Raw genomic sequence first — 25,043 nt, forward strand, 5'->3', positions numbered from 1 at the left:
TTTCCTCCGACTTATATATCTAGAATTAATAGATACCGTATAACTCTGTCTGGTTATCCTAAACGCCCTGAACGTACCCAATGAGGGTGATCCATATCGACCGCTACTTCTCAGTTTCCGTTTATTCAGAGGAATCATCGAAAACGTCGGTGAGGACTGCTCCGATCGCGCGGCGTAACCGCTCGGAGAATGCTTGACTCGAAATTTCAAATTCAGTTGCTAACTCCGTCTGTGTGACCTTTCGGGGGACTTCAAAGTATCCGCGATCAACCGCTGCTTTCAAGGCAGTAAATTGATTCTCAGACAACCGACCTAGGAGCGTTTGCGGTTGTTCGCCTGTCTGTGAGTGGATCGTATGAATATGAAGCGAGGCCTCCTGCTCTTGGAGTTCGTCATGGATAATCGAAAGAGCAGAGCGATCAAGAGCTCGTACCTTGAATTCCCACCCGTTCTCAGTGATCGTGCCACGAACGAGAAGCGTATCGTGATCGTAGAACAATGTTGCAAAGAGGTCCTCGAGGTCATCCCGCGGGAAATCCGCTCGATAAAGCCGTTTTGAACCCTGTGTGTCAAGGAGAGTTAGTTTCTCAACAGTTGGATCATCCTCGACTCGCGCTTCAAAGTGATCGAAATCGGGCTCATCTCCCGTGGCCCAGACAAGGAGTTTCGCTGATGGCTCCCCAACAAATGGGAACTGTCCAGGATCAATCGTGAGAATGAGACCGGGCGTGTTCGAAAGTGTTTGTTTAAGCAGCGGCAATTTCACGGTGAATGTGGCTGTGATCATTATTTAATAATTTATCATATTTGGACTGTGCTATGCTATCAATGGGCACGCTAACGCTCGCATTACACTTAAAAGGCCGGGATTCAAAAGGTGATAGCCATCTGCACTCTCTGCATGAGAATCATCGTTAGTGAAGTACCGCGGGTCTGGTGACCCGTGAAACTCTCGCTGCTTTTTCTTTAGTCTAAAATGAACTACATTGTCCAAGCATCTTGCCATGACGTTCCGTTGTAAATTCGTTTCCCTCGAGCCCCCGTTTCCGTGTTAGTCCCATCATCGAGATATTCGGTCCCATTCTCAGGATTTGTTGGAACGACAGGTGAGTAATCAGCTCCATTTTTGGCCTCGTTGTGAAGCGTCCGTACGTATTTCCGGATATTAGCATCAGTGGCAAAGACAATGTCTTTGAAAGCATTGTTTTTGAAATAGTTGTTTCGAACAATCGAATTACCGCTGTACTCTGTTGCCGTATTTTCGAACTTCAGACCAGCATTAGCCGTGTTCTTGAACCGACAATTTTCAATGATCAAATCCTCGAAATTTGCGGAGGTGGCAACTCTCTCCATGGATAATGCAACTTCTCGGTGGTTAGCGTCGAATACGCAATCAGTAATGGAGAGGTCACTAACTGTCCCGCCGCGAACTTGCAGCCCTCTGTCGCGTCCATTATACACTCTACAATCAGCGACCGTCACGTCCTTCAGCGTCGCAGCCCCAGCGTTAATGAGAATCCCAACGCCCGAAGCAGCTCTAACTTCGCAGTCTACAAGGCGTATGCGCTCGACACTCTGGTGGAATCCTCCAACGGTGAATCCCGTACGGCCGGGCGTGATGACCGTACACCCATCACACCACACGTCCGTACATGGCCCATAAGTGGCGATGGTTTGTCCGTGCGTCTTACCCACTTGGAACCCACCAGCTACGGGGTCGATAGCTACACAGTCGATGAATGCACAGTCAGTCGCACCGTCTTCAATCTCGAAACAGTCAGTCGTCCAATCACCAGCACGGCGCTTGTTAATGCTGATGCATTCATTAACATAAACGTTACGGCAATTTACTGAGATTGAAATGTCGTCGTCGCCGCTGGCATCATCCAGAAGACAGTTATCGATACGTCCGACAGTACTGCCGTCACTGGTCTCGATGCCGTGACGGAAACCTCCAGTGACAGTAACGTTATCAATTCGGAAGCGATCACACCCCGTCGTACCATCTCCCCGACGGGCACCAACTTTGATGCCCATCGAATCGTGCCGCTCGGTCGTTTGAGCGCGAACGCCCGCGTCTACCTTCAGGTTCCGAATTTCCCAGTCTGTGACATTCGAACACAAGATAGGCGAGGCAAGATCTGGAACACTGGAATTGGCGTCATAGAAAAGCACCGTTTGGTCGCCCGCGCCTTGGAGGACAACGTTTGATTTCATCGCCAGACAGTAGTCCTCACCGTCGGCGTCCTGACCTTGGACGGAGAGGTTGTATGTTCCAGGTCCGAATTGGATAACCCCCCCTCCAGCATTACTCACCTCGTCAATAGCTGACTGAATTTCACCAGTCGTCATAGATGGCTTGACGATGCGCTCAAAAGCGTTGTAGAGCCGTTCCGTGTTTATCGATGGAAGGGGCCCGTTGGGCGATCCCATCGGAGGACGAATTACTCCACCGTTTTCATCCTTGACGCCGATTTCGCCATCATCGGTCAGCCAGTACAGTTCGCCTGCCTGCATAGCACTGTCATCGAACCCACTCTTCGGTGCAGTGGTATAATGATCGCGCGTGTACTGTTGGGTGAGCGCTCTCATACGCTCCTCGACGTGACTATCTCCGTTTTCAATACTTTGGCGCTGACCTACGGTGATCCCTGAACCCCCGGCGACTACGCCCATCACCTTGAGAAGTTTCCGACGAGTCATGCGAACGCAGTCGAACAGGAAGCCATCGACACAATATTCGGCCATACTATATTGTGTTTTTTCTACTGGTAAAAATTTAACCTTCTATTATAGAATAAAATTCTGTACTGTTACGTGATCAGTTATCCGGACAAAAAAACATAGGAGACTGTGTTCATTCAAAGAACAAGTAATTTACGGATCGATCGGCAGACAACTCGGAAAATCACTCACCATCTCCTTGGAAGCCCTCACCGGGTGGGAAGTGAGACACGAGAGCGCACGAGCGCACGCGGTACTGCTTCACTCCACGGGAAAACGGCGGTCAAAGTCGGTACACTTTCGTACTCGGCTGTCCACGACGATCGTCGTTGAAATGAAATTGATGTCTGTTGTACAAACCACAGAACGTGGGAGAACAGATCCGTCGACTGAGGTTTCTCGCTCGACTGTCCGAGAAACAGCGGTCATTCGGAAGCGGCTTCCTTGTTGATGAACTAGTTGGCCGCTTTCCATAGCGCGGTACGATCAGAGCGGTCGCTTAGACTACGTCGACTGGAATCCGATCGAGAGATACCCTTTACGTCTGTTCCGCCGATTGGTAGTCACATCCTCAGATCGCTCGCGGGTGATAGTGAGAAGCACGTCGTCGATCGGATACTTAAGCCAGTCACAGTAATGTCGACGTTACGGGCCGTGAAGGAGTACTTCAACGATGACATCCTGAATGCGGACGACGCCACAATGATTTGTCTGTTGGTCACGAGAGTCGCTTGTATTACCCCTCATCAACGATTTGTTAAACTACTCGGATGGTTACTGTTTAATCGGCTACTAAATACCCAGTCAGGAGTTCATCTTTGGCAATCATTCGCGCCGACGTCACGGAACATCGACATGCCATACTTTGGACGAAGAATCGGAGATCCGTCATTCGCGTGCGCGATCAGACGTAGAAGGAACGTCGCTCTCCGAGGTTCGCTCTGTCGTTGGCGGTTCGACGTTCGAATCCGTCAACAACCGCGTTGGCGCGCTCTCCAAGGCGGGGAGCAGCGCGATCAGGGCGCTCACGAGCGCCAGCAGGACCGACCCGGCGATGATCCCGACGACGACGATCGGTGAGACGACGAGCGAGACGCGAATCCCAAAGACAGTGAGGAGGTCCGTCGCGACCAGCGCCCGAGTCAGGAGAAGCGTCGTCGCGGTAGCGATGATCGCCGCCGGAACCGAGAGCCGACAGACGTCCAAGAGAACCGTTTTCAGGATCCACGTCGGATCCGCACCCGTCGCCCGGTAGATGCCGATTGTTCGTCGTCGAGCGTGGACTGCCTGGGCGAACGTCGCCGTCGTGCTTCCAATCGTCGTCAGTCCCGCCAGGACGACCATCGCCGCTAGCAGGACCTGGATGTTGCCGAAGACGCTCTCGATTGCGCGCCCCACGCCGGTTCCGGGCGAGAACTCGGCGTCGCTCGCCATCGTCGAGAAGACGCGGTCGTCGCCGACGACCGTGTACTGCTCTTGGGCGATGGTTTCGCCGTCCGAAACCACTTGAACGGTGTAGTCGCCGGGCGAAGTTCTGTCGTCGGAGGCCCCGCCGAGCGTCTTTTCGGAAGAGACGGCTTCAGTCGCGTTGAGCGTGACGGTCTGCGTCTCCGTCTCCGTGGGCGAAACGACGCTCACGTCCCGCGTGAGTTCTTCCGCCCAGGGATTTACGAGCGTGACGTTCACCTGCGGCCGAGTGAGAACGCTTGCTTCCTCCGGGGAGATCTCCACTTCCGAGGAGAGCTGTCGCGTCGCGCCGTCGACCACGCGCATCCGGTGGGTCGCTTCCGGACGGTCGCTTTTCGTCGCGGTGATCGCGTACTCGCCCTCCTCTTCCGGAAGGGTCACGAGAGTGGCGCCCCGATCGTCGGTTTCGAACGTCCGATTGCCTACTTCGACGGTGGCGCCTCGAACGGGCTCTCCCGAGACCGATTCCACGAGGACGACCAGCCTCGCCCCCGGCGGGCCGCGCTCAGGGTATCCATCCGGAATGACGAGCGCGTCAGCCGGGAGGACGGTAACGTTCTCGGAGTAGGAACCCGCCGACACCCGCCGCTCGCCGGGTGCGGGCGCGGGAACCTGCAACGTGACGCTGGTCTCTTCGTTAGGCCCGAGCGTCACCCGTTTCGTGTGCGTGTCGCCGCCGACCCGGACGGCGATCTCTTTGCTCTCGCGCCGCGACTCGAAGTTCCGCACGTCGACCGTGACGTTGAGCGTCTCGTTTTCGGCGATCGGCGAGGGGGTCGAAAGTCCGGTCACGGCGACCCCATCGTCGGTGCCAGCGCTCGGCGTCTCGTTGAGCGTCCCCCCGGAGGTCGTGATGAGGTGGACCGTGCCGGGTTCCAGCGAGAGGTGGTGAGCGGTGTCGAGGGGGACGACGAGCTGGTCGTCGAGCGTGTCGGGCGCATCGAATCGCCCGACAACGGTCACCTGCGTGACGCTCGGGCTCGTACTGCCGCCGAGCGTCACCGTGTCGCCAACCTCCAGGCCGAGCGTCTTCGCGAGATCCGACCCGACGACGGCCTCGCCCGGGGTCGCCGGCTCGCGACCCTGGACGAGCCTTGCATCCGAGACCGACGCGAACGCGGAGTAGTTCGCCCCGCGAGCCATGTACGGGCGGCCGTCTTTGACCTGCGTGACGATAATCTCGGGGCTCGCTTCGATCCCCTGCGACCGCAGCACGGAGGCGTAGCCGACGTCGACGCGGCTGTTTATCGGATGTGCCGCCCCTGCCTCCGTGACCGTTCCGGTGTCGGTCGTCGTGAGCGGCGCGATCGTCCCGCCGATCGAGGCGGTCAGCACGACGATGAGCGCGAACACGGTGAGAGTCGTCGCCGTCGGAACCAGCGTCCGCCACCCGAGCAGACGCGGCGTGAACGCCGCCCGAATCCCCGAGTCGTCGCCCCGTGTCCGCCGGCGAGGCTTATCATTTTCATTTGACCTTCCGAGCGTCGATGGCGGACACGTCGTCGCCGGACGCGCGGCCAGCACGCCCGCCAGCACACCGACCGAGACGAGCGAGACGAGTAGCGGGAGCACCACCTGGAGGACCTCGGACGTCACCGCCACGTCCATCGAGATCGGGAACCCCGCGTAGATCGCGGCGTTGATCGTCGCGCTCGTGACGACGATCCCGAGCGCGTAGCCGAGCACGACGCCGACGAGGGCGAGCGATCCGGCCCGAAGCCCGAACAGCGCTAGGACCGTCCGAGGGGATGCGCCCGTCGACCGGACGACCTTGATGGTCTGGAGCCGCTCTCTGACGCTCATGCGCGTGACGTTGTAGATGACGACGAGGACGAGCACCGCCCCACCGGCGGCCGCGAGAACCAGCAATCGGAGCACCTGGTTCAGCCCCGCAAGGAGGAACAAGAGCGCGGACACGATCGGGGTTCCCGTCGCCGGGACCTGCCCGGACGGTCCGCCCGAACCGCCGTCCGACGAGACCACGAGCGCGCCCGTCGGCCCGAGATCTCGAACCGCGGTGGCGTTCGCCGCGTACCACGATGGGGGGAACAGCGAGCCGTTCGTCGCGTGCGGGTGAATCGTAACGGTCGTCGCCCCGTCCGGTCCGGCGAGCCGCTGGCGCGTCGGCTGGGAGACCGGACCCTGGACGCTTCGATCCGCCGTTGGTGTCGGGAGGTTCGCCTCGTCCCATGGAACGGAGGCGTCGGCGACGGTCGGCGGGGCGTCGGGGGGAACGCCGACGACGCGATGTTCGTTGCCGTCCCCGTCTGTGACCGTGGTGACTGGGAAGACGAACGCCGACTCGGGGGCCTCAGTCTCCGCCTCTTCGTACGAGTCGTACTCGCTGACGGTCGTCGAAACGGTGAGGTCGTCGCCGATCGTCGTCGTGTACGCGCCGGCGGTGAGCAGAAGCAGCGCCGTTCCGACGAGAAACGCCGTCGTCACCGCGACGACGACGACGGTGAGACGGTCGCGTCGCGACCACTGCGTGAGGAGGGATCGCCGGTAACTCACCGGCGATCACCTCGCGTCGGTGAGTGTCCGGAAGGACGAAGCGGGGAGCGTTTCGCTGGCAAGTGTGGAGCTAGGGGCGTTTTTGCGGGGAGTCGACTCGGTTCACCGTCGCGTACGCGGGACCCTCGACGATCTGCCCGTCTGCAAGGGAGACCACCTCGTCGAAGCGGGAAGTGAGCTGGTGGTCGTGGCTGATGACGACGAGCGCCGTGTCGGCCGTCTCCCGCATGCTGAACAGGAGGTCGATCACGCGGTCCGTGGTTTCCGGGTCGAGCTGGCCGGTCGGTTCGTCCGCGAGGATGAGCTCCGGACGGTTGGTGAGCGCCCTGGCGATCGCGACCCGCTGTTTCTCCCCGCCGCTGAGCGTCGCCGGGTACTGCTCGGCGAGGCCGACGATGTCGAGTGCCTCGAAGAGCGTGTCCAGCCACTCGTCGTCCCGCTCACCGGCGTGCTCCTGGGGCATCGCGGCGTTCTCGCGCGCGGTGAGATCGGCGATGAGCTGGAAGTTCTGAAACACGAACCCAATGGTGTCGCGCCTGAGCCGAGCGCGCTCGCGCTCGGACAGCTGACTCGCGTCCCTCCCGGAGACGAAAAGCGAGCCGCTCGCCGGCGCTTCAAGCAAACCCAGCACGTTGAAAAGCGTCGTCTTCCCGGCTCCGCTCGGTCCCTGGACGAGCATGTGAGCGTCAGCCGGAACGGCGAGCGAGAGGCCGTCGAGGATGGCGCGGTCCCCCCGCTCGACGGTGAGATCCGTCCCCCGAAGTACAGGCTCCGTCATTGATGATCGAGTGTAAGTTTTACAGGTGGAAAAGTAAGACTATCGGCGAATTGATTGACATGTTTCTCCGTCGTGTCCCGGGGAGGCGCTGATCGAAACCGGGTCGCGGCCAGTCGCGCTGTACACCAGATTCCGTTCCGAAGTCCAACCGGCGTAGGTCCGCTCCGTGACGGTTTCGGGCGACGCCGGAAAGAGGTGAGCTCCGGTCGTCGTCCACGACCGCTGTGAGATCGTCGGACAGGCGGGGGTGGGTCCGCCGCTGAGCCACGTAGCGGTGGGCTCGATCGCCGCCTTCGTCCGCGTCGGGTAGTAGTTTGCACCGATCGTGGTGATCGAGTGATCGGCGGACCACTCGCCGTCCAGATTCGACGCGGCGAACGACACGGCCGCAAACTCGGCCTCGTTCGTCGTGCTCGGGAACGAGAGCGTGTCCAGATTGACGAACGCGATCGGCGCGGTCAGGGTGAGGCTCACTACGAGCAGAACGAGGAGCCCCCGTCTGACGGCGGGTCGGCCGACGAACCGAGTCGGTGGTGACAGGCGGGGGCTGACGTACCGAACCGTCGCTAGCGCGGCCAGCGCGAGCACCGGGAAATGGGCGAACGTCTGGGTCCGCATCACGGTACCGAAGAACTCTGGCGTCAGCGCCGCCGTCAGCGAGTAAGCCGTCATGACGATCGGGGCCGCGAGCAGCGCCAAGAGGACGACGCCCGCCGCGGGTTCCCAAGACAGCACTGGAAGCGACCGGCTGGCGAGCGCAACCGGAACAAGCAGCAGGAGGACGAGCGCGAGAAGCGGCAATGGCGTCCTGACGGTCCCCGGGAAGATCGTCCGGAACGCGTTCGCCACGAGAACCGCGAACATGAACGTCACCGGGACGAGGAAAGTGGTGCGTCTGAGACGATCGCTCGTCCCCAAAAACCACGCGATTCCGATAACGAGGATAATCAACCACGCGACGAACAGCCCCGGATACGAGAGGATTCGCCCGGTATACGGCACTGTGAGCGGAGTTCGTTCCGCGACCCAGTAGTAGGCGGCAAAGTAACCCCAGAAACCGCTTACGAGTCCGAACCCGACGGCGGCGGTTCGGATGGTTGGCGTTCGGAGTAAGTGCGCCGCCAGCACCCCGATCGAGACGGTTCCCGCCATCAGCGTGCTGAACGTGTGCGTCACGGGGAAGAGGAGCATGAATAGCGCGACGATGCCGAGCCAGCGCCGATCGGATGACGCCAGCGCCCGATGCAGCGCCAGCGCGAGCAGCGGCAGATACAGGAGTCCAATCACCTCCTCGTCCGTGACGCCCGTTCGTCGCAGGTACAACCCCTCGACCGCGAGCGAGAACCCGACGAGGACGGCGGCCCATCTCACCTCCCGACTCGGCCACCCGAGGTTCCGAGCGGCCCGGCGGACGAGTGCGACCGCGACGAGACACGTGACTGCACCGACCAGCGCGATCAGCGGTTGAATGAGACGGACCGGTGCGCCGTCCAATACGACGCTCGACGCTGTGAGGAAGCTCGCGAAGCCGAGGTGGTCCGCTCGAATCCGAGACAGCGGGAACTGCCCCCCCGCGATCGCATCGCGGGCGTACGCTGCGTATTCGAATCCGTCCAGCGTCGACGGGAGCGGACTCCAGTGGAGTATGAGCGTCCGCATACCCACAGCGACGGCGAACACGACGAGGCTGACGAGCAAATAGTCGCGGCGTTCTGTCGCGACGTGGTCGGAGCGGCGTTTGATCATCGGTGCGGTCGGTCGTCGGCGCGTTCGGAGGAGTGATTCAGGGCCGGTCGCTGCCGAGTTCCGCGGAGAAGCGAGGACGGCGCGTGCTTGAACAGCGATGCGCCGGCCAGACCGGCGCTGAGGACGGCGAGTGCGAGTGCCCCCGCGGCGACTGCGGCGAGCAGCGGGGCGGAGAACGCCGGGCGCAGCGTCACCCCGAAGAGCGTGAGTCGCCCCGCGGAGAGCAGCGCGGTAGTCAGGCCGACCGAGAGGACGAGCGCGAGGCCGGTCGCGACGGTCCCGATCTTGAACGCGTCCAGGAGGACGGTTCTGACGACCGCCGCTGGCGTCGCGCCCGTCGCCCGCTGGATTCCGACGGTCCGACGTTGGGCGTGGACGGCCTGGGCGAACGTCGCGGTCGTTCCGCCGACGGTCATGAGTCCGGTCAAGCTGATCACCACGACCAGGAGCAGCCGGATGTTTCCGAACGCCGTCTCAATCCCTTGGCCGAGTCCGGTGCCGCCCGTTTCCCGACCGCTGCTCGCGACCGCCGATCCGAGCCGATCGTCACCACGAACGGTATACTCACTATTTACGATCTCTTCATCATTTACAATAACACTGACGGTGTAAGTACCGGCTGGCCGGCGAGCAAGCCCCGCCGTGAACTGACGCGTCTCGCCGGGGTCGAGCGTGACGGCGCGGGAGACGCCACCAGGGCCCTCAATGCGCACCTGCTGTGTGAGCGTCTCGTTCCACGGGTTAGTCAGTTCGACCGCCGCTTCGGGCACCGTGATGACCGTCGGCGCGGACGGCTCGACCCGCAGCGACGCCTCGAACCGCCTGTCGGCGGACTCGCTCACCCGGATCTCCTCCGACGCGGTCCGGTCGTTGGCACGGGCGCTGACCGTATAGTTCCCCGGCGTCTCGGGGAGCGAAAGTTGCGCTACGCCGTCGGCTCCCGTCGTCGCGGTCCGGTCGTCGACCGAAACGGTCGCGTTCGTCACCGGACCGGACGCGTCGGTGACGAGCAACCGCGGTGTAGACCCGGGCGGAGCGGTCGACGGGAGCCGCTCGATGCGAACTGCGTCGGCCGATGAAACAGAGACGTTCCGGCGGACGTTCCCGGCCGCGAGCGCGTACGTCCCGGGTTCGACGTCGCCGAACGAGACGTTCTCCGTCGTCCGCTCGCCCGCGCCGAGCGTCAGTCGAATCTGCTCGCGGCGATCCCCGAGCGAGACGGGCACCGTCCGTTCGCTTCGTTCGAGTCCAACGTTCTCCGCGGTGACGGAGACGGTCGCCGAGCCGTTTTCCGCCCGGCGGACCGGGGAGACGTCGACGACGGAGATCGTGGAGGCGTCGTCGTCGGACGACACCGTCGACGGGGACTCGGTCGTGCGGACGAACTGAACCGTCCCCGACTCCGCCATCGAGAGGTGGCGCGCGGTCCGGAGACTCACCAGAAGCTGATCGTCGGTCGGACCGGGCGCGTCGAACGTCCCAACGACGGTTACCTCCGTGAATCCGGGGTTCGTGCTGCCGCCGAGCGTCGCCGTGTCGCCGACCTCCAGACCGAGCGTCGTCGCGAGGTCGGCTCCGACGACCGCCTCGTCGGCCGCCGCGGGCGGCCGTCCGCGGACAAGTTCGATGTCGCTGAGCGACGCGTAGGCGGGGTAGTCTACGCCGCGGGCGAGAAACGGTTCGCCTCCGCTGACCTCGAACAGGAGTATCTCCGGGCTCGCAGGACGGCCGTCCGCGCGGAGCGCCTGTGCCGTGCTCTCGGGGACTTTGCTGGCGACGGGGTGGCTCGCGCCGGGCTCGGTGATCGTAACCCCCTCGGAGGCGGTGAGCGGCGCGGCGAGGCCGCCGATCGTCGCTACGAGGAGCGTGAAGGTGACGAAGACGGTTAGGGTCGCGGTCGTCGGGACAAGCGCCCGCCAGTCGAGGAGGCGAGTGCCGAAACGGTGGCGAAGGAACGCAGGAATCAGCCCTAACACCCCGTCGTTCCTGGAGGGATGAGAGAGCGCCGAAACCACCCCCGGCTCGCAGCGTGCGACAGAGAGCGCCGCGACGAGGCCCGCGAGAGCGCCGGAAAGGACGAGCCCGACTATCGCCGGAGCCAGCACGGTCAGCGTCTCCGCGGTCACCTGCACGTTCAGCGACGTCGGGAGCCCGCCGAAGAGAGCGAGGTTGACCGCGGCCCGCGTCAAGATCGCGCCCGTAGCGTAGCCGATCGCTACCCCGACGAGCGACAGGAGGGCTGCCCGGCCGGCAAACAGCGCCAGGATCCGCCGTGGGGACGCGCCGGTCGCCCTGAGGACTCGAATCGTCCGGAGGCGATCTCTGACCATCATCCGGGTGACGCTGTAGACGGTTACGACGACGAGGACTCCGCCGGCGATCGTCGCGAGACGCAACAGGCCGACGAGTTGCGTCGCCCCGGCGACGAAAAACGGGAGCGCAGAGACGAACGGCACGCCGCTCTCGGCGACCGCGCTCTCGGCTGCTGAGCCGTGGATGACGAACGCGCCGGTCACGCCGAGGCGGTCGACGGTGTCGACCGACGCGACGTACCAAGAGGGATCGATCACGGACTCGCCGTCCCGGGGGACGATCCTGACTCGCTCGGTCGCGTCGGCCCCGGCGACCTGGCGGGTCCGCGAAGTGGTGACATCCCCCCCACTCAGACCCTCTGGTGGCGGTTCAGGGAAGCGAACCCGTTCGTCGCTCGTCAGGTCCGGAGGTGGATCGCCTGGGACGCCGACGACCGTGCGCGTCGTACCGTCCTCGAACGCGACGCGTGCGAACGGTAGTACGAGCCCGTCCGATCCGACCGCCGCTCTCGCTTTGTCAACAGATGAGTACCGCGTCACCGTCCGGTCCGAGTCGTACTCCTCGGCGATCTCCGACGTCTGCGCGCCCGCGGCGAACACGACGAGCGTGGTGCCCGTGAGGAAGGCGACGGTGGCCGCGATCACGAGAACGGCGAGTCGATCGCGGCGGGACCAGCGAAACAGAATCGAACGTCGATAACCCATTGATTCGTGTTTGGTTCGATTGTTTCGGTTATTGAAATAGATATCGATGAATAATATTTGCGTGTTTGGTTGTATTTAAAACCACGATCTTCCTGGATTAGCGCGGATGCATATCGCGGCGGCACGAACCTCGCGGATGGGACAGCGAAGCAGCACTCGATGTCAGTTGTTCCCGCGCAATTTCGACTTAGATGTTATAAACAGGAAAACGAATATAGGCTCCGGTCGCCACAGTCAGATCGTGAATCACAAACGTAGTTCCCGCGCTGGGGCGGTCCTCCTCGTCGCGTTGCTGGTGGGATCGGTCCTCCTGTCAGCGGCGGTGGTGCCTGCGAGTGGGGCGGAGGCAGGCGATCCTTCGGGGTCACCCGCCGTCGGTTCGGGCGGTCCCGTCCTCCAGCAGGACGACGCCGACGCGTCCGAGAACGAAACGCCGGCGCGGCACGCAAACCCCGACGAGGCCAACGAGGACGGCGACGGTGGGGCGGTCGAGTCGCACCTCGCCACCCAGCTCTCGCGGCGTCTTGGCGACAGCGCGGTGCAGCTGGAGGAGGGAGAAGCCGACCAGGCGCGACAGCTCCTCGGTGACGATTTTTCGAGTTCACTGGCGAAGTACGCAGAGGTCGCCGACGAGAGCGGGAATAATGAATCGGCCGAGCGTTTCCGAAAGGCACAGAAGGATCAAGAGGAGTACGCTTCGACTGTTCAGGAATACCGCGAGACGTACAAAGAATACCAGGAGGCGAAGGAGAACGGAGACGATCAGCGGGCACGCGAGCTGGCGCGCGAACTGAACCGTCTCGCAGAGAAGACGAACCGGACGTCGAACGAGCTGAACGAGTCGTTCGGCGAGCTGGGAAAATCGACGAGTGGTAACTTCTCACAAGCCCAAAACGGTGTTAACGAGGTGCAATCGAACATTTCTGCTCAGCAAAAGGAAGTGAACGACGCCGAGTTCGAGCGGACAGAACTCGCCGTCGAAGCCGAGGACGACACCGCGTCGTTCAGCGACCCGCTGCGTCTGAGCGGCAGTCTGACGACGGAAGATGACGAGCCCATCGCAGACGAGTCGGTGACCTTCCAAGTCGGTGAACAAAACTACACTTCCACGACCGACGAAGACGGGGATTTTTCGCTCTCGTACCGACCAGTAGCGATACCACAGAACGCGAGTAACGTGACGGTGACGTATCTCCCAAAGGGTGATACGCTGTACCTCGGATCGAACGCGACGGTTGACCTCGATGTCGAGCAGGAGGACGCCGCGGTTGAACTCGACGACGTGCCGGAGGAGGTCGCGTTCGGTGAGCAGGTTGCCGTGACGGGCACGGCGACGATCGACGGCGAGCCGGTTCGATCGGCCCCGGTGACGCTCGCGGTAGACGGACGGCGACTTGGAACCGTCGTCACCGACGAGAAGGGCCAGTTCGTATTCGAGAAGCCGCTTCCGGCGGACGTGGCCACCGGGGAGCGCTCGCTGACCGCCGGTTCGGCGAACGATAGTCTCGCCGTCGTCGCGGAACCCGCGGAGGCGAACGTGACGGTCGAGCCGACGCCGACGAATCTGACGCTCTCAGCGAGTTCGACGGAGGGCGGTGAAGTCACCGTAGACGGTCATTTGACGCTGGCGAACGGTACGTCGGTCGACGGACAGACGGTCGAGCTCCAAGCCGACGGGAAGCCGGTCGGAACGGTGCAGACCACCGTCAATGGGACGTATCAGGGAACAGTCGCCCTACCATCAGACGTTCAGGGGCGCGACCAGATCACCATTGCGGCTGTGTACGCCAATCAGGGGACAAATCTCGCCGATTCGCGGGCATCGACCGGGGTCCCATTGGCCGCGACTGGGCCGGCCGAAGATCTGCTCTCGTGGGACGCGCTCTCGCAAGTCGAGAAGGCTCTCGTACTCTTCATTCCCCCCGCGCTGATCACGCTTCTCGTGTTAGCGTACAGGCGATGGCGGGGGGGTCAGAGCGGAAACGGAAGCCGGGAGACGTCAGAGACGACGCCTGACACCGATGAGAGAGGTAATCACCCGACACCGACGGATCCATCCGGCTTTTCGATCGCGCGGGAACGACTGATCGAAGGTGACGCCGATGGTGCAGTTGAGGCTGCGTACGTGGCAGCCCGTCGCCGCATCGCGGCCGATTTCGACGTATCCCAGAACGGGACGCACTGGGAGTTCTACCGGGCATGTCAAACGCACGATCTCAGCGATCGCTTTGACACTCTCCAACAGCTTACCGAGCAATACGAGCGGGCTGCTTATCACCGCGAAAGTACAGCGATGGACCGGGCAAGGGAAACTATCGAACTTGCAGTAGCACTCGTTCCTAGTGGTGACCGTACGAGTACAGATGGTGGACAAACATCGTTTACTGAGAGTGAAGTTCCCTCCGATAAGTCGTAAGTGAAGTCGACATTCTCCCACGACTCAAGCTGTGGGGCGCCATGAAACGGAGTTCAAGTCCAGTTGTTTCTTTTGGATGTGAACTCTACTCCCGCGTCTCTCCTCAACGGTTATCGTCCAATTGGGTCGAGAATACGCCGAAAAGCGAGTACGATGCTTTCAATAAGTATCGAAGAATGTAGTATTCTCTTTACTGTATGCCACTCTCCAAAGGATGGTATACTATTAATCCCACCGGGTATTTCATTCTATACATAAAGTAAATTGATCCGTACTTATTATCTTATAATTAATTAAATTTTTATGATATAAGTAATCGTGTGATTTACAATATCGTTTTAGATTTTGTATTTGAATGTATGTCGCACGACAACGATCTAAGTGAACCAAGCGATGAGAGTGAGAAAAAAATGGTCTCTCGGAGATCATGGATGAAAACGCTCGGAGCAGCCGCAGCGACTCCACTTTTCACCGAAAGTGCCTCAGCAGAAATAGTCACCTCGAACAGCGGAGAGGGGGGAAGGTTCGGTAACATCGTGAACGTCGTTCAAGCCGGTGCCGATCCAACCGGAGAGGAGCCGATTAACCCGATTCTCGAGGAACTTCGCGCGGACGATACGCTGCTATTCTTCCCTGAAGGTCGGTATAAGATGAACACGACCTTCCGATACACGGGGTTCACAAACTTCGGCATCAACGGTTCGAACGCCACGATAGTCCCGACGAGTGCCGATGAATGGATCGGAGAGGACGAACGATGCTTTCTCTTAGGTGTCTACTACAATCCCGGACAGCGGATTTATGTCCATGGGTTGGACTTCGATTACTCCGCTCCAAACACGGGCGTGCGTGCAATCGAAGCTTACGCCATTGACCGATTGTTCGTAAAGAATATCGACATCAACGGTGAGCACGACACTCTATGGGATGCCGGCGGCACGTTCAACCTTACCGATCCAAACGGAGTCGGCGTCGTCGACGGATTCCGCGTTCCTGACGGCACGGCTGCGCTTGTAGACGAAGGGGGCCGAATCCAGTACGGACGCTCTGGAATCACGGTTAACCGCTACCACAAAGGGGGTATTTGGATTCGAAATTGTGTCATTAAGTCGTGCTGGGACAACGGACTCTATGCCACTGACAGTGATGGATTCGTCTCCATCCAGGGTGGATTATATCAGAACAACAATATCTCAAACCTTCGGCTTGGAGGCGTCGACAGTGTTATACAAGGTCCGAGAGTGGTCGTCGATCGCGTCCGATTCAACGACCTCAACCAGCGAGGGATACGGATCGAACAAGGAGCACGGGTGCTCGTGAACAACGCTAACATCGACCTCACAAATCCGAACGGCCACGCCATTACTGTCGAAAACGCCGTCACCTCGGCGACGATCTCCAACGCGAATATCAACATCGGATCGTCGCCGGTACAGAATAGCCAGGGGATCGTCGTCAGTGGAAACACAGGTAGAGTTCGTGTCGTCGGTGGGAGAATCAACATCGACGGTCCCGACCATGGCGGTAATGCGATCTCGATAAACAGCACCGATCAAACTACCGAACCGGTAATCGTCGAGAACCTACAAATCACCGGTGATCGAGGCGGCGAACCGGGTGGCCGGGAAACAGTTCGATGTGACCGGGACAGCTGTACCTTCCGTAACCTGACGATCCGCCAGCCGGGACCAGCATATCGCCAGGGCCTTACACTCACAGGAAATAATTGCAAGGTGGTGTACAGTAATATCCAGACAACTCACCACCCCTTGATTAACACTGGATCTGGCACGAGGGTCCTGTCTTCAGTTCTCGATTCGTACGACGGCTACGCAGCCGCGAGGTTGTATCCGTCGTCGTCCGATATCGAGTTCGTTGACAACACGCTCGCCCACGGAGTCAAAGACGACGGGGCGACGAACCTCCGCCTCGTCTCGAACAGGTTCCCATCAACTTAGGTCTGAATCCACCTTCTGAGACAACGACTGACGCGGTTCATTCACTTGTGCTTTATCACTTTATCGACCAGAATAAGCGAGTTGCCCTCTCATGCGACAGATAAATGCCCAGCTTGAAGTGCGTTCTTCAGCTAATCGGTAGCGCAGAGCCACCTTCCTCACCGAGCGCCGACCGAAGGGAAAGTGCGAGGAGGGAGGGGAGAAAGCGCGTTCGCAAAAGATTGAGCCGATGTACGGCCTATCTTGAATTACTGCTCCCCCGGCACACGTCCGGGAGTGTAGGAACCACCAGTAAACTGGCTCCTGTGGTGCGATACCAACTCACACTGAACTCGGGAACGACGACCGCGAGCGGGTTCGACTCCCACCCCTCACTTGAGAGTAGAGCGTGAAAACACCGGGAATGAAATCGGCGGGCCAGTCCCAGTCTTCGGTCGGAGTGGGACGCATCACACAATGCACCCACGTCGGAGGCAAGGACGGTAAGAGGAAGCCGGGCCGCGTCCACGCATAGGGTCGCGGGGTATAATGTTGGTGCGGAACGCCCGCCCTCACCGAGTGGCCGACGCCCGTAAGAGCGGAGGGAGCAAGCAGGATGGGGTGGTTTACGGAAGTTCGAGGAGAAAGCCTCGCCGTTCACGGCAGGGATGAATCCAACAACTCCGCCACAATCGCCGGGATTAAGCCCCCTGACAGCATATTCGTGGTCAAGCACAACGGGCAAAAACTGGCGGTTGGATTGGGATCCGCCCGGACGACGAAGGCCACCACACCGTTCCCGAGAGGGTGTCTCCGAGGCCGTGACGACACGGTAGGCAAAAAGCGACCCTCGCCCAATTGTGCCTGCCCATCGTGGCACGAAGGGCAGGCAGGCCGATGGCACGGCCTGTGCCTGGACGCGGGGAAACCTGCGATCAGGGGCATCCCGCCGTCTCTTCGAGACGAACGGGATGCACGGTGCAAGCGGATACCGCGTCCGAACGGACGCCGAATACGCCACACCCCTCACGGGGCCGATGTATCGCGCACGAACCCGGTATCGCCTCGCCGGACGCCGTTCGGCAGGCGAGAAGTTGCCAGCGGGGACGTGGGACCGGCCCGCTGTCCCGCGTTGGAATCCTCGCGCTTCAGTGCGAGGAGGATGTCAAGTGTTAGCGTGGAAGTATCTGTAGCAGTCGATCTATCTCACCACGAACTTCTGAAACACAAGCTTCGGTAAATGATGCTAACACCTCCCTTCCTGCTTCAGTTCGTCCTTCGTCATACAGTTCGCGGGCTTTCTCCTCTCTATTAATGGCTTGGTGGCGGAACTTTGATTCTAACTCGTCGAATCGACTTCGGACTATTTTCTGGTTCATTTTAAAGTCCCGGCCGTAATCATCACCTTTTATGGATTCTAGAAATTGTTTGAATTCCCACCAGTACGACCCATCTTCGGCTTCGTCTTCGGCGACCTTGGTCGGATGCACTATCTCTCGGGTCGCCGTTCCGGCGTTCGAAACCACTGCAGGGACGGTTCCACTTTCGATGTAAAATGGAACATAAACGCCGATGCAGGGAGGTCCGGGCGTCCACCACATTTTCGTAAAATCGGTATTGTTCGCTGGCAACTCGAAAATTGCCGAACTGACGCTATCACCCCATGTGAACTTTGCCGGTGATGAGTGCATACAGATCGTCAGGAAATCCGGTAGCGCTGCGTTGAATTTTGGCCCGTCGAGAAACGTCTCTTCGTAGTGATCTCTGAGGATTCGTTGCATCGACCCAATATCAAAATCGTCATCGTCAGTGAACCTGTCCAGTAATTGCTGTGAACGTCTGTACCTGATACGGGAGACCTGAAGAGCAGTCTCGTGATCAGTATACGCATCAGCAAAATCGAACGGCTCCCGTTCTTCTGGCCACCAATCATGCGATATCGCGTTGGCGATCAAATCGTCGGAGCCTTTCGTCCACGAGTGACGAATCGATAATTCGTTCGATATCGAGTCCGACCCGGTCGAAATTTGTTTTGCTGCCCATCGCCGACCGGCCGTTTCTAGAATCCACGCCTCATCCGTGTCGGCGATAAGATACGAGTTATCGTATGCGCCGTCCTCGACATCCGCACCCGCGACTGCCGAACCGAACTGTCCGTACTCTTCGAGTAAACTGCTGATAACATCGACCGCTTCCTCGGCTGTTTTCGCTCGCTCGAGGCCAAGGCGGACATACTCCATCCCTAAAATTCCCTTTTCAAGCGGTTCACCGCGATCAGTAGCGTTGAGTGCCTCCTTCCAGGGTTTCGTAAAGACGGCTTCGTTTCCGATAACGACATCGTGCTCATTGATCCCCAATTCATAGCCCCAACACCAGTGTGACATCCTCCCCGTCGTAAATGACGGGGCTTCCCACACGGTGGGAATACCAGTTAGTCGTCGCTGGCAGTGGGTTTCGACTCTTGAAACGTTGTGAGTGTCATCTGCGAGGGTATCTTGCTCTGCTCACACTGAGTCGTGGCCGTGTCACAACGGCTCCCGTCCTGTGGCGAGTCATCGTCTACCTGTTTCACTGGTAGACTCTTTCCCCACGGGTCTACGCGACGTGCGATGTTCGCACTTGCGTTAATATCCGCTTGGAACGTCGATACGTGGCACACGGGGTTCTTGCACTTAAACTCGGCCTGTCGAGGCCGATACCCGATGTGTTTGCACGAGTGGCACGTTTTGCTCGTGTACTGCGGGTGGATGTATCGAACCAGGATGCCCACATCCTTTGCCTTGTCCTCGATACGTCCCTGCAACCGAGCGAAGACCCACGAGTGCAGGCGTCGATTCATATACTTCCCGTAGTCCAGCGACTCACGGATGTACGCCAAGTCCTCCATCACGATGACGGGATTCTCGAACTGACGGGCGTACTCCACAGACTCACGAGAAGCCTTCTCGATAATGTCTGTGAGTCGGTTCTGGTAGTACGAAAAGCGTTCCTCGATACGCCACTCGGAAGCGTCTCGCTCTTGGAGTCGCTTGAGTGTCGTGAACATCTCTTTGCGGATTCGCTTGGCTTCCTTCCCGTTGATTAACAGCGGTTTCGTGGGAGTGTCGTGTTGGAGGGCACAGCCCGCGACCAACATCGACTCACCAATATCGAATCCAACCCGAGTCGGATTCTCAGGAAGTTCAGAGGTCTCCTCGATTTCGTATTCGACGGTAACGTGGAGCGTCCACGTCTTCCGGTGTCTCTGCAAGCGAAGTTCTCCCACTTTCGTACTCGACTCCTCATCGAGCAGGTCGTCCCACAATTCTTGCTGGTCTGGATTCAATCGGAGTGGTATCCAGAAGTTGGTTCCGCGACCGGGTTGCGGAACGTTCCAACAGATTTCGTACTCACGCGAGGGGTCGCGGTCGAACTTCCCGGCCCGATTCACGAACCTGAGCGGATGTTTGTCGTCCAACTCTTTGGCGTTGTACGTCTTGTGGAGTTTTGGGACGTAGGATTTGAGGGCGTCTTTCGCTTGGTACGGCAGGTTGTACGGTGTCACCACGTCGTTCGTGGCACTCATCGACGTACAGTCTTGCTCGAAAGCGTCTTCGAGTGCGTCTCGGTATTCAAACAGCGTTTGCTGGAGGCGTTGCTCTTTGCACCGCGTTGGCGGTGCGAGCGTGGCTTCCAGCGTCTTATTCGCTGTCGTCGTCTGGCACATCGTAGCCTTCGGATTCGAGTCCTTTGCGGAGGAGTTCAGGGTACGCTCGTGAGTGGCGTATCCCGTTGTCGCGGGCGTATTGCTTCACGGCTTCGTGAAGTGGCCCGCCTCGCTCCATATCGAAATCGGCTCTCATCCACCAAAACGTAAGAAGTAGCGTAAGTTAAAGATGACCGTCGGCATTCGGGGCGAGTCTCAGACCGTGGTTAGTTCAGCAGTTGTCGGATTCCCTCCCGCCGTGAACGGCGGGATTCCTTCCTTGTAGGAAGACGTTTCTGGTGGCTGTGAGAGTTCGCAGTTTGCGAGCTGTAAAGTTGCATCTGAAGGCGGATACTTCGCATCTCCGTAGACAATCGGTTGACACTCAAACGGAGGTCGATCGCTATTCTTTCCAAAAATCAGATTCCCTGAGCTTGTTACGTCAGATAGTACAACCGCGTTATCACAGCTTCGTGGAATATTCATGGATTTAGTCATCGATTCAGAGTAGACTACTGGAAATAGGGTATAAATCCTTGCGGTGTGTATCCCTTCCACATACTTCATTGTATGTCAAGATCTTGTTCGTAGACTTAACTAATTTAACATGCAGTTTAGTGTAGACGGTGCGCTAAACGCGATTGCCGGCCAGAGCGCCTAGGTTTGAGTCCGGTAAGCGTTGCGACGAGTTGGACCCAGATCTCTCAGCAAGACGTACCGTTTTCTGGAATGATCATGTAAGTGGGCTAATGACCGTTATCGTTAGAGTGTTCTGATAACCAGTTGAAGAAACGCATTTATATTGCGGCTATTACTTTCGTGTATGGATCATTCAGATAAGCAAATACTCGTTACCGGCGGTGCGGGCCTCGTTGGATCACATCTAGCCAAGTTGCTTGGTTCCGATAATCACGTCCGCGTCGCCGACGACCTCTCGAAGGGCGACCGCGAGCGCGTCCCCAACGGGGTCGAGTTCGTCCGCGCCGACATGACCGATCCCGCCGCCGTCGCGGAGGCGATCACCGAGGACCTCGACGTCGTCTTCCACTTCGCCGCCTACACCGACACCAACTACGCGAACCCGCGCCAGCTGTTCGAGGAGAACACGGAGATGACCTACAACGTCCTCGAACGCATGGACGAGGTCGGCGTCGACAAGCTCGCGTTCACCTCGTCATCGACCATCTACGGCGAAGCGCCCCGTCCGACACCCGAGGATTACGCACCCCTCGCACCGATCAGCGAGTACGGAGCGTCGAAGCTGGCCGACGAGGGGCTCGTCTCCACGTACGCCCACTCGTACGACTTCACCGCGTGGGTGTTCCGCTTCGCCAACATCGTGGGGCCGCACCAGCGTGGCAACGTGATCCCCGACTTCATTGAGAAACTGCTCGACGATCCGGAACGGCTCGAAATCCTCGGCGACGGCCGCCAGGAAAAGTCCTACCTGCACGTCGACGACTGCGTGGACGCGATGCGACACGTGGTCGAACACGCCGACGCGGACCTGAACGTGTACAACCTGGGTACGCGGACGACGACGTCGGTGACGCGCATCGCCGACATCGTCTCGGAGGAGCTGGGTCTCGACCCCGAGTACGAGTACACGGGCGGCGAGCGTGGCTGGACGGGCGACGTGCCCAAGATGCGCCTGTCGATCGAGAAGCTCTCGGCGCTCGGGTGGGAGCCGCCGACGTCGAGCGACGAGGCGGTCGCGCGGGCGACGCGGGATCTCGCAGACGAGTTGAGGTGAGCGAGTCGCCGAGACCGCGTTCGACCCGGATTCCTACGAACCTCGACTACTTCGTGGACTGCTCGACGCTGGACGATACTCGGACTCGGTGACAGCGGTCCGACTCGACATTCGGTGGTTCACGACTGGTGATTTCTCGGTCCACTACGTCGAAGAACACGAGGACGAAGAACTCTGGGAGTGTCGCTGGGACCGGCACCCGAACACGCACAACACCCGGTTGCACTTTCACAAGCCACCGTTTGCCACCGAAATCACTGACCTCGAACTCCCGTCGCTCCATCCACTCGAAGTATACTCCACCGTCCTCACAGCAATAGAGCAACGGGTAGAGACACTTTGGCCCTAATAAGTTCTGAGGAACAGTCGAGAGACACCTGAAGACCTCAATGAGTACAGTAGATGTGCAATAGCAGCGCTATCGTGACACGACAGCCCTGAGATTCGAGCCATTAGTATACACAGATATATATCAAGTAAACATAGAAGCCGTGTCGGCGTTCGCAAGTATAGGATACGCGCTTGATTCTCTACGAAGGTTCTCACCAATCCCCCTTCGTATACCCAATATAAAAACAACTATACCAGTAGAGACAGATAGTGGTATTACCGAAATGCCCACGAAAGAGCTTCCCGATAGTGCACCGGGAAAATACGTCCCTTATCATCCGAATCCATACTATTCACCGGAGTCGCTCCCAATAGAGCCGAAGCTCGAACTTTCCGAACAGACGCACGATCTGGTGGCCGATGCCGCGTATCAAATCGGTCGTGTTGATGGCATCAGTTCGACGGTCGACTTCTCAGCAGTTCTTTACACCTCTCTCATTCGTATCGAGGCCGTCGAATCCGCACGTATCGAAGGTGCAGACGTCGCGTATCAAGACGTCGAAGCGTACCACACAAAGCACCCTGCAGGCGGGGCTGACACGAAAATCGAGAAAGACCTGAAAGAAGCCCTCAACTACGAGACTGCGCTCACGTATGGGCTCGACAGAATCGAGAGCGGAGCGTCGATAACGCTCTCGCTCATCAAAGAACTTCATTCGATGCTGCTCGAAGATGTCCGGACCGAGGGCGACGTCGTCGGGGACTTCCGCGACCGTATGGTTCATCTCACGAGCCCACAGCCAGGACAGAGTCCGTTCGTCCCACCGACTCTAGAGGGACTCACTGGACTCATGCACTCACTCGAGTCGTACATTCAGATGGATGGACAGTACCATCCGCTCATCGACGCCGCCATCATCCACTATTTTTTTGAGACAGTTCACCCCTTCTCGGATGGGAACGGTCGACTCGGTCGACTACTCATTATTCTGTATTTGACGAGCGAAGGGTACCTCGAAAGTCCGTATATCTACCCGAGCGCGTACTTCAATCGTCACAAGGTCGAGTACGTCGAGCAGATGCGTGCGGTGAGTGAGAAAGGGGCATGGAACGCGTGGCTCACGTTCTTCCTCGAAGGACTCCGAAGTCAAGCCGAAACGTCGTACGACCGGACTCACCGACTCCGTGATCTCCAAGAGCGCTACGAGAAGGAGTACCCAGGCAGCACAACTACAGATACGTTCGCTCGGCAGTTACTCCAGTATCCGTATTTCACGGCACCAGACCTTATGGAGTATCTCGACGTCTCACGTCGGACTGCCTACAAGGTCGTCGACGACCTCGAATCGGATGGCCTCATCAAGGAAGTGACCGGCAAAGAACGTGGGAAGGAGTACAAAGCAGTCGAGGTGTTCGACATCCTCGAATGACAGTGGAGCAAGGCGATATTCGTGACTTATGCACCGATGCCGTATTCGAGCGCGGAGAGAACTATTACAGAGAGGGCCGAATCCGGGATCGTACACGCGTCGGAGGTCCGATAACTGCGACAGTATAGGGCTCGAAGCTATACGACCTAATGCTCTCACTTTCCGCATCCGATTTCGACGCCAGTTGTAGCTGTCCGTACGACGGAGCAGGTGCATGCAAGCACGTCGCGGTCTTGCTCTCACTCGCTGACGAGATGCCACCCGATGAGAGAAAACAGGTCGACGCCGTCCTCCGAGGTATCGACGAGGACGGCCTCCACAGCTTCGTTCGCGACGAACTGGCTCACAACAGGAGGATGCTCGACCGATTTCTCGCTCGGTTCGGCACCGAACCGGGAAAGCCCTACACTGAATATCAAAAGGACGTCGACGACTTGTTCGAAGAACATACCGACCAGTACCCCGTTATTGTTGACGCGATTGACTTCAGCCAGTTCACGGACGTTGGGGAACACTACCGCTCGCTTCGCTCGCGCTTGAGGACGGAGAATTAGCGCCCTGAACCGTCGTTAAAGCGGCATTTCGTTGAAGAACCGACGCTGGAGGTGTTCGTACAGCGCGCCGCACGTCGGACAGCGAACAATGATCAGGTACTCCGTCTCTATCTCGAAGAGGGGACGTCCCACGTCGTCGCACTCCCGACAGATCCAACTTCTTGTCTGCGCTAACGGCGTGACCAGCTCCGCCTTGACGAGCTGGTACACTTCGCCGTCTTCGACGAGTTCACGGAGGGTTCGGGTATCCTCGTGGGACGGGTTAGCCGGTGCGTCGAACGGGACGATGGAGAGGTCGCCGGTACGTCCAGTCACCCAGATACCGTCCTCGGTTACGTTCTCGACTTGGAGTGATGCTCGTAGACGAGATCGATCGCCGGGATCTCGTAGACGTTCCCCTGTTCGAACTCCTCAACGAGGTGGATCACCCGTCTGTTGGTGGTCATGTCTCTCTCCAGCGCTTCGAAGCGCAGTCCCCGCCTCTGACTTGCACAGAATGTCAGCGTCGTACTGAACGGGGTGGAAGTCGGATTCGACTCACGCCGCGCGAGCGGATTCCGACGCGTTCGCCGGTTCTGCCGTATCTGGTTTTCGATCGGAGGGTGCCGTATCAGTTACCGGTCTCCTCGACCTCGACGAGGTCGCCGTCACCTTCGACTTGGAAGCCGTCGCGGCCTTCGACATCAAGCTGG

15 protein-coding genes and 1 pseudogene are annotated in these 25,043 nt (G+C 59.2%); 6 read left to right on the plus strand and 10 right to left on the minus strand.

Annotated elements, in window-relative coordinates; translation table 11 throughout:
• Positions 1-121: 121 nt before the first annotated feature.
• The 6 genes from C3L37_RS15875 to C3L37_RS15900 all read right to left on the minus strand — a co-directional run bounded on the left by C3L37_RS15875 (position 122) and on the right by C3L37_RS15900 (position 12,246).
• Positions 122-787: a helix-turn-helix domain-containing protein gene (locus C3L37_RS15875; RefSeq protein WP_129115565.1), complete on the minus strand. Its 666-nt coding sequence runs from the start codon at positions 785-787 to the stop codon at positions 122-124.
• A 194-nt stretch (positions 788-981) separates the two neighbouring features.
• On the minus strand, positions 982-2,748 hold the full coding sequence (locus C3L37_RS15880; protein WP_129115566.1) for a right-handed parallel beta-helix repeat-containing protein: 1,767 nt from the start codon (positions 2,746-2,748) through the stop codon (positions 982-984).
• A gap of 864 nt (positions 2,749-3,612) precedes the next feature.
• Positions 3,613-6,705 (minus strand): FtsX-like permease family protein, encoded by a 3,093-nt coding sequence (locus C3L37_RS15885; RefSeq protein ID WP_129115567.1) that lies wholly within the window; start codon positions 6,703-6,705, stop codon positions 3,613-3,615.
• Positions 6,706-6,775: 70 nt separating this feature from the next.
• Positions 6,776-7,483: an ABC transporter ATP-binding protein gene (locus tag C3L37_RS15890; protein WP_129115568.1), complete on the minus strand. Its 708-nt coding sequence runs from the start codon at positions 7,481-7,483 to the stop codon at positions 6,776-6,778.
• Between the two features lie 39 nt (positions 7,484-7,522).
• The gene (locus C3L37_RS15895) at positions 7,523-9,229 is read right to left on the minus strand and encodes a sodium/phosphate symporter (protein ID WP_129115569.1); all 1,707 of its coding nucleotides are present in this window, start codon (positions 9,227-9,229) and stop codon (positions 7,523-7,525) included.
• Positions 9,226-12,246 carry an FtsX-like permease family protein gene (locus tag C3L37_RS15900; protein WP_129115570.1) on the minus strand — a complete coding sequence of 1,007 codons (3,021 nt, stop codon included), beginning with the start codon at positions 12,244-12,246 and terminating at the stop codon, positions 9,226-9,228. The genes C3L37_RS15895 and C3L37_RS15900 overlap by 4 nt, the downstream gene beginning before the upstream one ends.
• Positions 12,247-12,487: 241 nt before the next feature.
• Here C3L37_RS15900 and C3L37_RS15905 point away from each other — a divergent pair, with 241 nt between their 5' ends.
• Together C3L37_RS15905 and C3L37_RS15910 are read left to right on the plus strand one after the other, a co-directional pair.
• On the plus strand, positions 12,488-14,662 hold the full coding sequence (locus C3L37_RS15905) for a hypothetical protein (protein ID WP_129115571.1): 2,175 nt from the start codon (positions 12,488-12,490) through the stop codon (positions 14,660-14,662).
• Between the two features lie 359 nt (positions 14,663-15,021).
• Complete coding sequence (locus tag C3L37_RS15910; RefSeq protein ID WP_129115572.1) at positions 15,022-16,620, plus strand: right-handed parallel beta-helix repeat-containing protein; 1,599 nt, start codon at positions 15,022-15,024, stop codon at positions 16,618-16,620.
• Between the two features lie 1,151 nt (positions 16,621-17,771).
• Here the strand turns inward: C3L37_RS15910 and C3L37_RS15915 are convergent.
• The 3 genes from C3L37_RS15915 to C3L37_RS15925 all read right to left on the minus strand — a co-directional run bounded on the left by C3L37_RS15915 (position 17,772) and on the right by C3L37_RS15925 (position 20,851).
• Positions 17,772-18,983 carry a C69 family dipeptidase gene (locus tag C3L37_RS15915; protein WP_129115573.1) on the minus strand — a complete coding sequence of 404 codons (1,212 nt, stop codon included), beginning with the start codon at positions 18,981-18,983 and terminating at the stop codon, positions 17,772-17,774.
• A gap of 47 nt (positions 18,984-19,030) precedes the next feature.
• A complete protein-coding gene (locus C3L37_RS15920; protein ID WP_129115574.1) occupies positions 19,031-20,305 on the minus strand; it encodes an RNA-guided endonuclease TnpB family protein in 1,275 nt (424 codons plus the stop codon).
• Positions 20,306-20,500: 195 nt separating this feature from the next.
• A complete protein-coding gene (locus C3L37_RS15925) occupies positions 20,501-20,851 on the minus strand; it encodes a hypothetical protein (RefSeq protein WP_129115575.1) in 351 nt (116 codons plus the stop codon).
• 256 nt (positions 20,852-21,107) lie between these two features.
• Here C3L37_RS15925 and C3L37_RS15930 point away from each other — a divergent pair, with 256 nt between their 5' ends.
• The 4 genes and pseudogenes from C3L37_RS15930 to C3L37_RS15945 all read left to right on the plus strand — a co-directional run bounded on the left by C3L37_RS15930 (position 21,108) and on the right by C3L37_RS15945 (position 24,351).
• Complete coding sequence (locus tag C3L37_RS15930) at positions 21,108-22,037, plus strand: NAD-dependent epimerase/dehydratase family protein (RefSeq protein WP_129115576.1); 930 nt, start codon at positions 21,108-21,110, stop codon at positions 22,035-22,037.
• 4 nt (positions 22,038-22,041) lie between these two features.
• Positions 22,042-22,386, plus strand: a pseudogene (locus tag C3L37_RS15935) (hypothetical protein); the annotation flags it as partial.
• 265 nt (positions 22,387-22,651) lie between these two features.
• Entirely contained in the window at positions 22,652-23,797 is a 1,146-nt protein-coding gene (locus C3L37_RS15940; RefSeq protein WP_129115578.1) for a Fic family protein, read from the plus strand.
• Positions 23,798-23,946: 149 nt separating this feature from the next.
• Positions 23,947-24,351, plus strand: coding sequence for an SWIM zinc finger family protein (locus C3L37_RS15945; RefSeq protein ID WP_129115579.1), 405 nt, complete (start codon positions 23,947-23,949; stop codon positions 24,349-24,351).
• Positions 24,352-24,366: 15 nt separating this feature from the next.
• Here C3L37_RS15945 and C3L37_RS15950 read toward each other — a convergent pair whose 3' ends face one another.
• A complete protein-coding gene (locus C3L37_RS15950; protein WP_129115580.1) occupies positions 24,367-24,666 on the minus strand; it encodes a hypothetical protein in 300 nt (99 codons plus the stop codon).
• Between the last annotated feature and the right edge of the window lie 377 nt (positions 24,667-25,043).

The organism is Halegenticoccus tardaugens (genome assembly GCF_004116405.1).
Classification (GTDB): Archaea; Halobacteriota; Halobacteria; order Halobacteriales; family Haloferacaceae; genus Halegenticoccus; species Halegenticoccus tardaugens.

What these genes read in the sequence shown, in the direction of transcription:
- C3L37_RS15920 (WP_129115574.1), bottom strand. Translation starts at nt 20,305, where the DNA reads ATGTGCCAGACGACGACAGCGAATAAGACGCTGGAAGCCACGCTCGCA.
- C3L37_RS15930 (WP_129115576.1), top strand. Translation starts at nt 21,108, where the DNA reads ATGGATCATTCAGATAAGCAAATACTCGTTACCGGCGGTGCGGGCCTC.
- C3L37_RS15895 (WP_129115569.1), bottom strand. Translation starts at nt 9,229, where the DNA reads ATGATCAAACGCCGCTCCGACCACGTCGCGACAGAACGCCGCGACTAT.
- C3L37_RS15910 (WP_129115572.1), top strand. Translation starts at nt 15,022, where the DNA reads ATGTCGCACGACAACGATCTAAGTGAACCAAGCGATGAGAGTGAGAAA.
- C3L37_RS15915 (WP_129115573.1), bottom strand. Translation starts at nt 18,983, where the DNA reads ATGTCACACTGGTGTTGGGGCTATGAATTGGGGATCAATGAGCACGAT.
- C3L37_RS15875 (WP_129115565.1), bottom strand. Translation starts at nt 787, where the DNA reads ATGATCACAGCCACATTCACCGTGAAATTGCCGCTGCTTAAACAAACA.
- C3L37_RS15880 (WP_129115566.1), bottom strand. Translation starts at nt 2,748, where the DNA reads ATGGCCGAATATTGTGTCGATGGCTTCCTGTTCGACTGCGTTCGCATG.
- C3L37_RS15925 (WP_129115575.1), bottom strand. Translation starts at nt 20,851, where the DNA reads ATGAAGTATGTGGAAGGGATACACACCGCAAGGATTTATACCCTATTT.
- C3L37_RS15945 (WP_129115579.1), top strand. Translation starts at nt 23,947, where the DNA reads ATGCTCTCACTTTCCGCATCCGATTTCGACGCCAGTTGTAGCTGTCCG.
- C3L37_RS15900 (WP_129115570.1), bottom strand. Translation starts at nt 12,246, where the DNA reads ATGGGTTATCGACGTTCGATTCTGTTTCGCTGGTCCCGCCGCGATCGA.
- C3L37_RS15890 (WP_129115568.1), bottom strand. Translation starts at nt 7,483, where the DNA reads ATGACGGAGCCTGTACTTCGGGGGACGGATCTCACCGTCGAGCGGGGG.
- C3L37_RS15940 (WP_129115578.1), top strand. Translation starts at nt 22,652, where the DNA reads ATGCCCACGAAAGAGCTTCCCGATAGTGCACCGGGAAAATACGTCCCT.